Origin of the sequence: Microcoleus sp. D2_18a_D3 (genome assembly GCF_036702455.1) — a bacterium.
Lineage (GTDB): Bacteria > Cyanobacteriota > Cyanobacteriia > Cyanobacteriales > Microcoleaceae > Microcoleus.
This window is the reverse complement of the sequence record NZ_JAUBTK010000129.1, coordinates 1-12,567: the sequence shown is the minus strand read 5'-3', so window position 1 is coordinate 12,567 and position 12,567 is coordinate 1. Positions and strand designations below refer to the sequence as shown.

At 46.0% G+C, this 12,567-nt stretch carries 14 protein-coding genes; 6 read left to right on the top strand and 8 right to left on the bottom strand.

Features of this window, described 5'->3' with window-relative positions; translation table 11 throughout:
* Nucleotides 1-443: 443 nt before the first annotated feature.
* The gene (locus tag QUB06_RS32400) at nt 444-1,214 is read left to right on the top strand and encodes a GerMN domain-containing protein (protein ID WP_333438770.1); all 771 of its coding nucleotides are present in this window, start codon (nt 444-446) and stop codon (nt 1,212-1,214) included.
* A 268-nt stretch (nt 1,215-1,482) separates the two neighbouring features.
* On the opposite strand, the gene QUB06_RS32395 is transcribed toward QUB06_RS32400, so the two are convergent.
* The 3 genes from QUB06_RS32395 to efp form a co-directional block, all read right to left on the bottom strand.
* On the bottom strand, nt 1,483-1,875 hold the full coding sequence (locus tag QUB06_RS32395) for an ArsR/SmtB family transcription factor (RefSeq protein ID WP_006631662.1): 393 nt from the start codon (nt 1,873-1,875) through the stop codon (nt 1,483-1,485).
* Between the two features lie 30 nt (nt 1,876-1,905).
* Nucleotides 1,906-2,463: an acetyl-CoA carboxylase biotin carboxyl carrier protein gene (gene accB, locus QUB06_RS32390; protein ID WP_333438769.1), complete on the bottom strand. Its 558-nt coding sequence runs from the start codon at nt 2,461-2,463 to the stop codon at nt 1,906-1,908.
* A 200-nt stretch (nt 2,464-2,663) separates the two neighbouring features.
* On the bottom strand, nt 2,664-3,221 hold the full coding sequence (efp, locus tag QUB06_RS32385; RefSeq protein ID WP_333058573.1) for an elongation factor P: 558 nt from the start codon (nt 3,219-3,221) through the stop codon (nt 2,664-2,666).
* A 564-nt stretch (nt 3,222-3,785) separates the two neighbouring features.
* Here efp and QUB06_RS32380 point away from each other — a divergent pair.
* The 4 genes from QUB06_RS32380 (at nt 3,786) to QUB06_RS32365 (ending at nt 7,171) form a co-directional block, all read left to right on the top strand.
* The gene (locus tag QUB06_RS32380) at nt 3,786-4,910 is read left to right on the top strand and encodes a peptidylprolyl isomerase (RefSeq protein ID WP_333438771.1); all 1,125 of its coding nucleotides are present in this window, start codon (nt 3,786-3,788) and stop codon (nt 4,908-4,910) included.
* Between the two features lie 242 nt (nt 4,911-5,152).
* The gene (locus QUB06_RS32375; RefSeq protein WP_333207430.1) at nt 5,153-5,467 is read left to right on the top strand and encodes a hypothetical protein; all 315 of its coding nucleotides are present in this window, start codon (nt 5,153-5,155) and stop codon (nt 5,465-5,467) included.
* Between the two features lie 32 nt (nt 5,468-5,499).
* Complete coding sequence (thiL, locus tag QUB06_RS32370) at nt 5,500-6,495, top strand: thiamine-phosphate kinase (protein ID WP_333438768.1); 996 nt, start codon at nt 5,500-5,502, stop codon at nt 6,493-6,495.
* A 352-nt stretch (nt 6,496-6,847) separates the two neighbouring features.
* Nucleotides 6,848-7,171, top strand: coding sequence for a hypothetical protein (locus QUB06_RS32365; RefSeq protein ID WP_333143340.1), 324 nt, complete (start codon nt 6,848-6,850; stop codon nt 7,169-7,171).
* Nucleotides 7,172-7,206: 35 nt separating this feature from the next.
* Here the strand turns inward: QUB06_RS32365 and QUB06_RS32360 are convergent, their stop codons facing one another.
* The 5 genes from QUB06_RS32360 to QUB06_RS32340 form a co-directional block, all read right to left on the bottom strand.
* On the bottom strand, nt 7,207-7,863 hold the full coding sequence (locus QUB06_RS32360; RefSeq protein WP_333438767.1) for a hypothetical protein: 657 nt from the start codon (nt 7,861-7,863) through the stop codon (nt 7,207-7,209).
* Between the two features lie 214 nt (nt 7,864-8,077).
* Nucleotides 8,078-8,482 carry a type II toxin-antitoxin system VapC family toxin gene (locus tag QUB06_RS32355; RefSeq protein ID WP_333438766.1) on the bottom strand — a complete coding sequence of 135 codons (405 nt, stop codon included), beginning with the start codon at nt 8,480-8,482 and terminating at the stop codon, nt 8,078-8,080.
* Entirely contained in the window at nt 8,482-8,706 is a 225-nt protein-coding gene (locus QUB06_RS32350) for a DUF2281 domain-containing protein (RefSeq protein ID WP_333226994.1), read from the bottom strand. Before QUB06_RS32350 ends, QUB06_RS32355 begins: the two co-directional genes overlap by 1 nt.
* An 86-nt stretch (nt 8,707-8,792) precedes the next feature.
* Nucleotides 8,793-9,983, bottom strand: a complete 1,191-nt coding sequence (locus QUB06_RS32345; RefSeq protein WP_333438765.1) for a cysteine desulfurase family protein — start codon at nt 9,981-9,983, stop codon at nt 8,793-8,795.
* 61 nt (nt 9,984-10,044) lie between these two features.
* Nucleotides 10,045-10,446: a DUF7682 family zinc-binding protein gene (locus QUB06_RS32340; protein ID WP_333072821.1), complete on the bottom strand. Its 402-nt coding sequence runs from the start codon at nt 10,444-10,446 to the stop codon at nt 10,045-10,047.
* Between the two features lie 191 nt (nt 10,447-10,637).
* Between QUB06_RS32340 and QUB06_RS32335 the strand changes: the two genes are divergently transcribed.
* Nucleotides 10,638-12,302, top strand: a complete 1,665-nt coding sequence (locus tag QUB06_RS32335; protein WP_333438764.1) for a DUF655 domain-containing protein — start codon at nt 10,638-10,640, stop codon at nt 12,300-12,302.
* Nucleotides 12,303-12,567 lie beyond the last annotated feature (265 nt).

Below are 12,567 nucleotides of genomic sequence, written 5' to 3'. Positions count from 1 at the left end.
CTCCTTCTATCAATGGCTAAGTTTTAGTCTGAGATTACAAAAAGCGCTCCTAGAAATAGGGGCGCTTTTTGTTTGGGGAAAATATTTTTCTAGAGCTGTTTCTATCCGTTAAATCCCTTAAATCCGTAACCCCCCTTACCTCCGTTGCCTTCCTTCTTGCTTTTTACTTATTTTTTCTTCCTTTATTCTTTAATTTTTTATGATTACTATAGAATATAGTCGCTAGGCCGATCGAGATACTGTGACATACTCCACGGGCGAAATCTTATATTATGGTCTAGGATTCCCATAGTCGGATTCAGAATATGTTGGGCTTGCTATAAAGTGTTCGCTAGCAGCAATGCAATTGTGTCAATTCCAGAATCTAACCATAGACAAATGTAGCTGATCAGGAGTCGCTCCTCACCGTCCCAAGCGCTCTATCTCTAAGGAGAATTTGTATTATGAAAGATGGACAAGAAGTACGCCACGTCTCCACAGCCGTCATTGCCGGTGTTTGCGGGTTGGCTTTACTGACGGGAGGGGGCATTGCCTGGTGGACCGCGAACCGTTCGCCAACCCCCGCAGATACGCAGTCTTCTGCTCAAACTACGGCTCCGCCGCTGTCCCCAAGTCCTGCGGAATCTCCTGCTGTAATTATCCCCGTACCCCCTCCAAATCCTGTACAAGTGCCTACAGCTCAGACGCCTACCGATCAGACGCCTACAGCTCAGACGCCTACAGCTCAGACGCCTAACGCTCTGGTGCCCAAGTCACCGCAGCCAAAGCCTTTGCCGCAGACTGATGTCCAGACAGTGCAAGTCTACTGGGTTAAAGATGCGATCGGCAAATTTGAGGGAGTTCCTACGAAAGTAGCTGTCAAACAAGCTGACAAGCCTGATGCAGCTTTACAAGCTGCTTTTAACAGTTTGTTGGCTGGGCCAAAGGATGCAACTGTTTCTAGCGAAATTCCTAATGGGACAAAACTCAGGGGTTTGAGTGTTAAGAATGACGGAGTTTATGTCGATTTGTCGGCAGAATTTACTTCCGGGGGAGGGAGCAATTCGATGACTGGCCGGTTAGGGCAAGTTATCTATACGGCTACGAGTTTACAACCGAATACCAAGGTTTGGATTTCGGTAGAAGGCAAGCCTTTAGAACTTTTAGGGGGCGAAGGTTTGGAGGTGGCTCAGCCGAGTACCCGCCAAAGTTTTGACAAAAATTTTCCCCTTTAGTAATTATGAGTCATTAGTTAGAAATCATTAGTTAGGAGTCATTAGTCATCGGTCTGAAGGCAGAGAGTAGGGATTGATAACTGATGACTCATGGCTGATGACTAATGACCACGAATTTCTTGATGGTACAAGCCGCCGGATTTATCCGTGGAATCAATCCCAAATCGAAAATCTAAAATCCTCCAGCCCCCGCATTTATCCGTGGGGTCAATCTAAAATCTAAAATCTAAAATCTAAAATCGATTGACTGGGGGCTGAGAACTAATTTTCAGTGCTTCGTAGTTAGACTAAATGCCCGAAAGTGTAGGGCTTGCTGTTCGATCCGGCTGGCAAGCCGATCGCACACCATATTACACAGCTCAAAAATTAACTCATCTTGCACCTTATAATAAGCTGAAGTCCCTTCACTCCGGCGAGTGAGGATACCAGCTTGGAGCATGAGTTTTAGGTGCTTAGAAACATTGGCTTGACTCGTTTGAGTAGCTTCCACCAATTCTTGCACGCATTTTTCGCCGTCGCGAAGCAAGTTCAAAATTCGTAAACGCATGGGTTCGCTCAAAATACTGAAATACTCAGCAACTTGTTGCACGACCTCTTGCGGGACAGGCTGGGATGACTTCATCAAACTCACCGGAGAGAAGTGATCGGGAAATATTAGCATTTATTCTGTCCATAACAATAAAGTAATCCTTCAATCCGGATTAATTCGCATCAACACTTGACCGTATTCGACAGGTTCGCCATTTTGAACTAAAATTTCCATCACTTGACCGGAGACTTCATCAGCATCGATCTCGTTCATCAGCTTCATCGCTTCGATAATACAGACTGTCTGGCTGACCTTGATGCGATCGCCCACATTGACAAAAGGTGGCTCATCAGGAGCAGCAGCGCGATAAAACGTTCCTACCATCGGCGAGATAATTGGCACCCATTTCGTATCTACAGAAGCAGGTACGGCAGCAGGTGCGGCGACAGGGGCGACGGGTACAGGGGCAGCCAGATCCGCTCCTAAATTTTGGTCAACAGCAGGAGGTGACGCTAAGGTGGGGCTAGGAACCGCGCCCAAGGCGATCGGAGCGACAGTCGCCACGGCAGCAGGGAGCGCCGCAGAGGTGGCTGGTGAACTTGCCAGAATGCCTTTGCGTACTGTCAGTTCAATATCCCCACTTTTTAATGTCAGTTCCGAAATGCCAGTTTTGTCTAATACAGTTAGCAGGTCACAAAGCTGGTTTATGTCTAGTTGCACAGCAGATTCAAGGGTAATTGAGAATTGAAAATTGAAAAGTGAAAATTGAAAATTCAGAATCAGGCGAAGCTAGGATAATTAACCGAGTTTGGAGGCAAAAGGGATAGTTTTTAAGCTGTGAGCGATGAGTAGTGAATTTTGACTTCTTTAACTCATAACTCAGAACTAAAAACTAAAAACTCCCTTTTCCTCCCTCGTTTCTACTCTCGACCGAGGTACTTGTCTTCACGAGTATCAATCCGAATCCGTTCTCCAATGGAAATAAATAGAGGCACCATAACCTGAGCTCCGGTGGAGACGATCGCGGGTTTGCTGCCACCAGTGGCAGTATCTCCTTTGACTCCGGGATCGGTTTGCAGCACTTCCAAGACAACAGAGTTGGGCAGTTCCACTTCCATGATTTGGTCGTTCCACCGCAGGATGCTGACTTCCATCCCTTCACTGAGGTACTTGACACGATCGCCTATTTGCTTAGCATTGAGGCGACTTTCCTCGTAAGTTTCCATATCCATAAAGACGAACTCGTCGCCCTCTTTATAGGTATGCTGCATCACACTCTTTTCCAGGTTGGCTTGAGGCATAGTCTCGCCCGCCCGGAAGGTTTGTTCTACTACGTTTCCGGTTTGGACGTTTTTTAATTTTGTCCGCACGAAAGCCGAGCCTTTTCCTGGCTTGACGTGGAGGAATTCGATAACCCGCCACACGCCGTTATTCCATTCAATTGAAACACCTGGTCGAAAGTCGTTACTGGAGATCATATAAATTTTTGTGGGCAATCCCGTCGCCTTTGGGCACGGGGGAACTACAGTCAGTCGATTTTAGATTTTAGATTTTAGATTTTAGATTTACTCCACAGATGAATTTGGGAGATTGAACCTTGGTCTAAAATTTTGATCTCTCCACGACAGGAGTCTGGGGATTGTATCCGTTTTTGAGCGGGTCAGGTTAAAGCCGCAGTCTAGCTGACGGCATCAAAAAGCAATTGGCATTTTATTTTACCGTTCAAAGGGAGCAAGTGCTGTACTGAAATGTTAATGGCAGGGGACAGTGGGCTGTTGTCAGTTGACCGAAAGCATCCAGGATACAAGCCCCCGGATTCATCCGTCCAGAAATAAAAAACCTGTATCCGATAAAGGCGCCCCCGAATTTATCCGTGGGGTCAATCTAAAATCTAAAATCTAAAATCTAAAATCTAAAATCGATTGACTGTTGTTAGTGGGCAACTCCTCCCCAGCCAAACCAACAGACACTTTAGATGGGTAGCAGCAAAGGCGGGCGGGCAGCGCTGTGGGAAGATAAGAGAGGCAATAAAAGTTAAAGTTATGTTGCATTGGCCTAATTTCTCGATCGATACGTGCAAGCGCTGGGTCAAAACCGTCGCTTTAGCGCTCTTGCTGTTCACTCTCTCCCTGAGTTTCAGTGCAGTCTCCCATGCCAAACGCCCCAGCAGCAGTATGCCTGCGGGGAATGCGATTACGGACGGCCGGGCGCTGCTGCGCTACGCTTTACCTATTGACAATCAGACTGTGCGAGATTTGCAAATCAGTCTCGAAGACATTGGCAACCACATACGATCTAAACGTTGGGGGCCCATTAGCAGCGATGTCAGCAAGGCTTCCAGGATTCTCAACCTTCGGGAATCTGACCTTTTAGAGAGTATTCCTGACGCCAAAAAGCCGGAAGCTGAGGCGCTAGTTGCAGGAGTCAAGGAGAAAATTGCTCAACTGGAAAAGGCTGTTGAGGCTAAAGACAGGGACAAAGTGATTGACTTAAAAGCCACCATCCTAGGTTCGGTAGGCGAAATCGAAGAGTTGATGGTGACAAAGTTTCCGTTTGAAGTGCCTGCCAAGTATGCTAATCTGCCTCAACTGAAAGGGCGCGCTACTGTGGCTGTACAAACTGAAAAAGGGGAAATTACTGTTGTGGTTGACGGCTACAGCGCCCCGGTTACGGCTGGTAATTTTGTGGATTTGGTCGATCGAGGTTTTTATGACGGTTTGCCGTTTATTCGATCGGAAGAATCCTACGTTTTGCAAACAGGAGACCCCGAAGGCAAGGAAGAGGGTTTTATTGACCCAGCTACTGGCAAATACCGGAATATACCGCTGGAAGTGCTCGTCAGGGAGGAAAAAGAACCTATTTACGGGATTACTCTAGAAGATGCGGGGCGCTATCGCGACGAGCCTGTTTTGCCTTTTTCTGCTTTCGGTACTGTGGCAATGGCCCGTACAGAAACTGACCCTGATAGCGCTTCTTCTCAGTTTTTCTTTTTCTTGTTTGAACCTGAACTCACGCCCGCTGGCCTGAATCTGTTGGACGGCCGCTATGCTGTTTTTGGTTACATGATTGAAGGAAAAGAAGTTTTGGAGCAACTGAAGCAGGGAGACAAGATTGTATCTGCTAAGGTAGTTAAAGGAATCGAAAATTTGGTGCGACCTCAAGTTTAATTAGTGACGGCGATTGAAATCGCTTCTACACCAAAGTGACGGCGATTGAAATCGCTTTTACAGAAACAAAGCCCGCCTGCGCGGGCTGAAAAAATCAATAGTGACAGGCATTGAAATCTTTTCTAAATACAGATGACGGCGATTGAAATCAGTTTTACACAGACAAAGCCCGCCGGAATAAGGCTGGAAGAAGAGATAATTTTTATAGTTTCGTTATTGAAATTAGGAATTCAATCGAAAATATGGCTATTTTACAATTTTTATTGGTAATGGGTTTGGGCGGATTCGCAGGCTTGTTGATTGTAAAAAATGTGAATGAAAACAAGCAAAAGCAGCGGTTGGATGAGGCTTTTTATCAGTTGTTGGAAACTCAAAATAGTCAAATTTCGCTGATTCAACTGGCCGCTAGTGCTAGGGTTGAGGCTGAAGTTGCTCAGCAGTATTTAACTCGGCAAGTTAAGATTTTTTCGGCGATTTTAGAGGTAGATGATGAAGGAGATACTTTTTATAGGTTTCCTAGGTTGCGCTTACCACCGAGTTCGGGTAAGGAATGGTGAAGTGAGAAAGCGCGATCGACTAATTCAAATTTATGCAAGTTAAAGATATCGGTGAACAAGGCCTTTTAAGAATATTACAAAAATTCTGCCCCGCAGAGATAGTGGGTGATGATTGCGCTGTCATGGCTACAAATCCCAACCAATCTCTGGCTATCACTACAGATATGTTGGTGGATGGAGTGCATTTTAGCGATCGCACTACGGGGCCTTATTACGCAGGATGGCGCGCCGCAGCGGCAAATTTGTCGGATCTGGCTGCGATGGGAGCACAGCCTCTGGCGGTGACTGTAGCCCTCGCTGTGGCGGGGGATACGGCTGTGGAGTGGGTTGAAGAGTTTTATCGGGGGATGACGGCTTGCTTGCAAGAATATGATACGCCGATCGTCGGTGGCGATGTTGTGCGATCGCCCGTGGTGACGGTGGCGATTACGGCTTTTGGACAAGTTGAGTGCGATCGTACCATTAGTCGGTCAAATGCGCGATCGGGGTGGGCGATTGTCGCTACTGGAGTTCACGGAGCCTCCCGCGCAGGATTAGAATTGCTGTTAAATCCCGAATTCGGGCAAAATCTGGAAAAGGTCGATCGGGCTTCTTTAATTCTAGCTCACCAGTCCCCTAAACCAAGGCTGGATGTTTTGCCGGTTGTTTGGGAAATATTCGGTGTTGAAGGTGAATTTTGCATCGCAGGAATGGACAGCAGCGACGGTTTAGCAGATGCGATCGTTCAAATTTGTCGGGCTAGCGGTGTTGGCGCAAAAGTCGATCGCACAAAAATACCAATTCCCGATATTTTCAGCGAAATCGTATCAACCGAAAAAGCTTTAGATTGGGCATTATACGGCGGCGAAGACTTCGAGTTAGTGCTGTTTTTGCCAATAACAAGCGCTCACTTATTGGTAAAAAAAATAGGAAATGGAGCCGCGATTGTGGGAACCGCTACGGATAGCACCGATATTTGGTTGACTGATAGCAGCGGCATTTATCCTGATACTGTATTAAAGCTCGATCGAGGATTTCAACACTTCTGAATTATCTCGCTTGTCCGCTTGGAGTGGATGACAGTTTGTGTAGAGGCGGTTTCAACCGCCTGGTTTGTGCTCTTTGGCTGGTGTCTTCTGGTTTTTCTCGGTAGATCTGGTCTAGTTTTGCCAGATAAGCCCAGCCCAGGTTATTTAAGGTTAGTACGTTCTTGAACGAGAAATCCTCAAGCGTATAGACTGTTAAAGCCGCGTTATAAAGTGCGATAGAGTTTTTTGGGGGAATTTTCGGTAGACTCGGCGGGGTGGGCGACGATCGCCCTGGTGCTAGTTAAGTAGGGTTGCTAAACTTGGAGGCTAGATACTATCATATTGAATAGATAATGTTTGGTAGACATTCAAAATGACTATTTTTTTACCTTTGTTACAAGTTAATAACTTGACAGGACTAGGTTTATTCGCGACACTATGCAACAACCCTAATCCAAGTGAGTTTATGCTCATTGTTGCCGCAGTAACAGGAATGGTCGGAGCGCTGGTAGTTTTGGTTCCAGCTAGTGCAATTACAATGGTATTTATGGCAAGCACAATCGTAGAGATGATTATGACTGGTGCAACACTTGAATCCATAGCGGCTACAATAGCAGCACAGTTAGGGGCTGCTGGTATTTCCTTGGGATTGGTGTCACAGCTTGTAGAGCAGATTAAAGGGATTATGGGATGCTAGACAATTGTGTAAGGAGTCTAATATGCAATCGCCCGTTACAGATTTTCCGCCAACGAACTGTTGACTCTCTTATTGTAGGCAGTAGCCAGATTATTTTGGGTTTGCGTCCATTGTTCGCTACCGGGTTCCCGATTACTTAAAACTATTTGATAACCCGTAATGGCAATTTCAATATTATTCGCTCTATTCCCACTGGGAAAGTCACTAATATGAATACTCAAATTTTCAATAATACCGATAATTGAGCTAATTGTTTCTGAGTTTTCGCCAGCAATTAACTTCTGCGCCACTTGCTGTAAAGTCTCGGCAAAACTGGCATTAAGCAGATGTTGTCGCTCTTCCAGCATGGGGTAAATTACTGCTATATCCCCGTTGCTATCTTGTTCTGCTTGCAATAATTCTAGGAAAAAATTTGCATACTCTTGGAATTTTTCACTTTTCGAGTTATTGCTATCTCCGTCATCGTTCATATCGATGAGTGGCGCTAGGTAACGGGCTAGATGTCGGAGGAATTTAGCGCCATTTTCCCCTCCTTGTTCTGCTAAGGTTGATGCTACTAACTCGCACGTTTCCAGAAATCCGCGATCGAGTAATTCTGAGTTATCCTGTAAAATCTGCGGTTCCTCTCCGTTGGGGGCATTCAGCAGGGTGTGAATTAATTGCAGATAGGCTTGGGCGCGGTTTTCTTCCATTTTGGGGAGTTGTGAATAACACCGGGATTTATTTTATCATGCTTGGTGGGTGGCCAGAAACCGGGTTTTTGCGAGAATATTTGGTTACAGGCGAAGATTCTGGAAAAAACCCGGTTTCTTTGATTGTGCGCGAGTGGCTGTAAACGTCGGTTAGCCCGGCCAAAATTTCCGCAAACTCCCACTCAGTCTCTTACATGGTAAATTCCACTCATACTCACCAAATTGTCTGAATAGTTGTTAACGCTTGAATTTTAGCGTCGCGGGTGACTAACGGAAGACTCAAAGATAAAGCAGTAGCAGCAATAATTCTATCTGGCATATCTGGCACCACATCGCGGGGAATTTGACGCAGAATTTGTGCTGTGATTAAATCCAAAGGGGCGATGGCTAATCCAGTCCCTGGATCAGATAAGGCATTAATCAACTGCTCAAATGCCTCTTCGGGCAATCGATACCTTTCCACTAAATACCCTAATTCTACCACAGAAATTGCGGACACATAAATCGAATAGCCTCCTGCCACTGCTGTATCCAAAGCAGTCATTGCTGTTTGCGATAATCGAGCAGTCTCCCGCAGATACCAGATAATTGTATGAGTGTCGGCGACAACGGCTGTCATTAAATATCCCCTCTGGGAAAGTTTCCCCACATTTCTTTTCTCGCTTCAGCAATATCTTCTTCGGTGATATCCATATCTAAATTTGCCCACATTCCTTTGACGCTTTTTAGAGGTCGTTTGAGAATGTTTTTTTGGTGAAGAAATTCAGCAAAATCTAAAACTTCCTGCTGCTGATTTGGGGGCAATTCGCGCAACTTATCTAAAACTGCTTGCTCTAAATTCATTGTTTATTTTCCTCCGTTATTTTTCTTTTTTTTGATCGACATCTCTACGCAAATAATACGGCAACTGACACGCTAAAAATTTCATGCTAACGTCTAGATAATGCTACTTTGGGCATTAATCTATCCAATATTTGCTCGATCGCAATTACTGTCCAATCAATATCAGCTTCTGTGGTTTCTCGTCCTAGAGTCAAGCGAATTCCACCAACGGCACCGATTTCGTCATATCCCATTGCTAATAATATCGGACTGGGAGTTAGTTTGCCGCTGCTACAAGCAGAACCGGAACTAATGCCAATTCCTGCTAAATTTAGCTGCCGCACCAGAGTTTTGCCTGTGATTCGCTCTGTATCTCTCTGTTGATAAGGGCGGGAGGAAGGGGAGACTATGCAAAAACTTACGTGGTGCGGCAGCCGACTATATCGATCGCCAGTTGGTACTAAACTGGGTACGTGGGATAATCGGTCAAAAAGTCGATCGCGCAATCCAATTAACCTCGGTGTTTCCCCATCAATTTCCTGCAATGCTAACTCCGCCGCTACCCCAAAACCGACAATTGCCGGCAGCGCTTGCGTCCCGGAACGCAGTTTCAATTCTTGACCACCACCGCCTAACATTGGCACTAATTCTACTCCCGGACGCACGTAAAGCGCCCCCGCACCTTGCGGCCCGTAAAGTTTGTGACTGGAAAGGGAAAGCAAGTCTACGGGCAGTTTCTGCACGTCAACTTGCAGCTTGCCGGCCACTTGAACTGCATCGGTATGAAACATGATATTGCGATCGCGAGCAATTTGTCCTAATGCCTCAATTGGTTGGATCGTCCCAACTTCGCTTTGTCCGTAAATGATGGAAATTAACACTGTATTCGATCGCAGCGACTCTTGCAAATCCAAAGGGTGAATTCGCCCAAATTTATCCACCGGTAGGCGCGTCACTTCCCATCCCAACTGTTCGAGTTGTCGCGCCGGTTCTGCTACTGCGGAGTGCTCTACGCTGGAGATAATAATATGCTGCGGCTTTGTATAAAGACGGGCAATTCCCATAATTGCCAAATTGTCCGCTTCAGTGCCACCACTGGTAAAAATCATCGATTCCGGTAGCGCGTTAATCAAGCTAGCAACCTGCATTCTTGCTAATTCTAAAGCTGTCGCCGCCCTTTGTCCCCACTCGTGCAAACTCGAAGGATTACCCCACTGCTGAGTCAGGGCTTTTTGCATGGCTTGAATCGCTTCGGGGCGTGCGGGTGTTGTGGCACTATAGTCTAGGTAAATTTGCATGATTTTAAATAACTAATGACTAAGGACTAATGACTAAGGACTAATGACTAATGACTGATAACTAACTTCCTGGTTTGCAGACGTTGTAGTCTTCGTGCGACAAAACTTTTTGGGGAATTAAGAAAGTGCCGCAATCTTCACAAAGCATTCTGTAGTTGCGAGTTACAGGAATACTGATTATCAAACGGTTGTGACGCAGGCGTTTGCCGCCGAAATCTCTGTAATTCTTATTTTCGCCCAAAGCTGCTATAATTGCGCGGGCTTTAGTGACTACGTGGTCGGGCAGACCTCTGAGATCGATGATATCTCTAGCAAATGATGCTTCCCTCTCTTGTTTTTTGGTTTGTTTTTGTGTCAGCACTTCAACGTAATGCTGCTGCGCCACCAACTCTTGCGTGCAGCGATGGCACGCTTTACCATATCCTTTGTGACCGCACGGAAAAATTCTTTTTCTTTTAGCCATAAAGCAGCGGTATCGGGTTTGACCCACGCCCCTGAATGCTGCTACCCTACCAGTGATGCTTCCGGCATCGAGGCAGTTCTACAAGACGTAAAATCTATTCCCTTGCATAAATTTAATAGGTTGTAACTTTACTTGATCCAATAGCTTTGAACTGTGAGAAGGCTAATAACCTCTATATTTATTAAAATTTTGTGGCTGTACTTTATTATCATTTACTCGGTTTGTGTTGTGCTGGGCTGCTGGCGATCAATCTGGCGGGCTGTGGACAAACAAAGCAAGACGTGCAGAATTTACCTCTGAGTCTGGCTCCATTGCCTCAAGACCCCTTGTTGCAAGTATACTTCAATCAGTCGATCGCTTCGAGTTATACAGAGCCTTACCGCCAGCAAACTAGACCTGGAGATGATTTAGAAAACTCGATCGCTGTGGCGATCGCCAGTGCTGGATCGACGGTAGATGTAGCAGTTCAGGAGTTTCGATTGCCCCGTATTGCGAGGGTTTTGGCCGATCGACAGCGATCGGGAATTAAAGTGAGATTAATTGTCGAACATATGTATAGTCGCCCTTGGAGCGATTTTACAGCGCAGGAGTTAGCGAAATTACCGGAAAGAGAGCGCGATCGTTATACCGAATTTGTGCAACTTGCCGATCGCAATAAAGACGGTAAATTAAGCGCCGAGGAAATCAAGCAAAATGATGCTTTGGTAATTGTCAAAAATGCGGGTATTCCTGTAATTGATGATACTGCTGACGGCAGTAAAGGCAGCGGTTTGATGCACCACAAATTTGTGGTAATTGACGGCAAAACCGTAATCGTCACTTCTGCTAATTTTACCACAAGCGATATACATGGCGATTTCAAGACACCAGCAAGTCGTGGCAATGCGAACAATTTGCTGAAAATTGAAAATGCTCAAATAGCGCAACTATTTACTCAAGAATTTAACATCATGTGGGGCGACGGGCCCAAGGGCAAACCGGACAGCAAGTTTGGCATCAAAAAGCCGTTTCGTCAAGTGCAAAAAGTAAGAGTAGGGAATTCGACAGTTGGGGTGCAATTTTCGCCGACGGCTGCGACTTTGCCTTGGGAAAAAAGCGCCAACGGTTTGATAAATCGAACTTTGGGTAGTGCGAAAAAGTCGGTTGATTTGGCGCTGTTTGTATTTTCGGCTCAGCGGTTGTCAAATACTTTGGAAATTGAAGCTGGGCGAGGAGTGGCGGTGCGAGCTTTAATTGACTCTAATTTTATTTATCGCTCTTACAGTGAAGGTTTGGATATGATGGGGGCGACTTTGATGCAAGATTGTGGGTTAGAAACTGACAATCGCCCTTGGAGAAAGCCGCTGACTACGGTGGGAGTGCCGCTGTTACCGATGGGCGATCGCCTGCACCACAAATTCGGCGTTGTGGACGGCAAAACGGTGCTTACAGGTTCTCACAATTGGAGTGAGGCTGCAAATCACGGGAATGACGAGACGCTGCTGGCGATCGAGAGTCCCGTAGTTGCAGCCCATTTTGAGCGGGAGTTCGATCGGCTTTACAAAGGTGCAATTTTCGGAATTCCCGCCCGAATTAAACAGAGAATTGACGCTAAGAAAAAAGAGTGCGATTCACTACAAGCCGCATCAAAATCTGCGACTGCTAAACCTCAAATTGCTGCGGGTAAAAAATTAGTTAATTTGAATGCAGCGAGTCAGGAAGAATTAGAAACCCTGCCTGGGGTTGGCCCGAAGTTAGCCGAGAGAATTATTGCAGCGCGGCAACAGCAACCTTTCACCTCTTTGGACGATGTGGCACGGGTACAGGGAGTCGGGGACAAGATTTTAGAGAGATGGCGCGATCGAGTAACTTGGTAGTTAAGTTCGTACTCCTGAGATGTTGCACCATTCTCAAGAACAGGCAAGATGCCTGTTCCACAAGAAAATTCACTCTTTGTGGAACGGGCATCTTGCCCGTTCATAAAAGGCTTATTGACAATGGTGCAACATCTCAGTAATCAGGACTTCATTCCTGACTCTAAAAAGTTCACAGTCATAACTTCCGTTTGGAGTTTAGACTAAGCAGGTCAAAAAGTGCGCTCGCACTGAGAGTAGCGAACAGTTCTCAAGAACGGCAATGGTC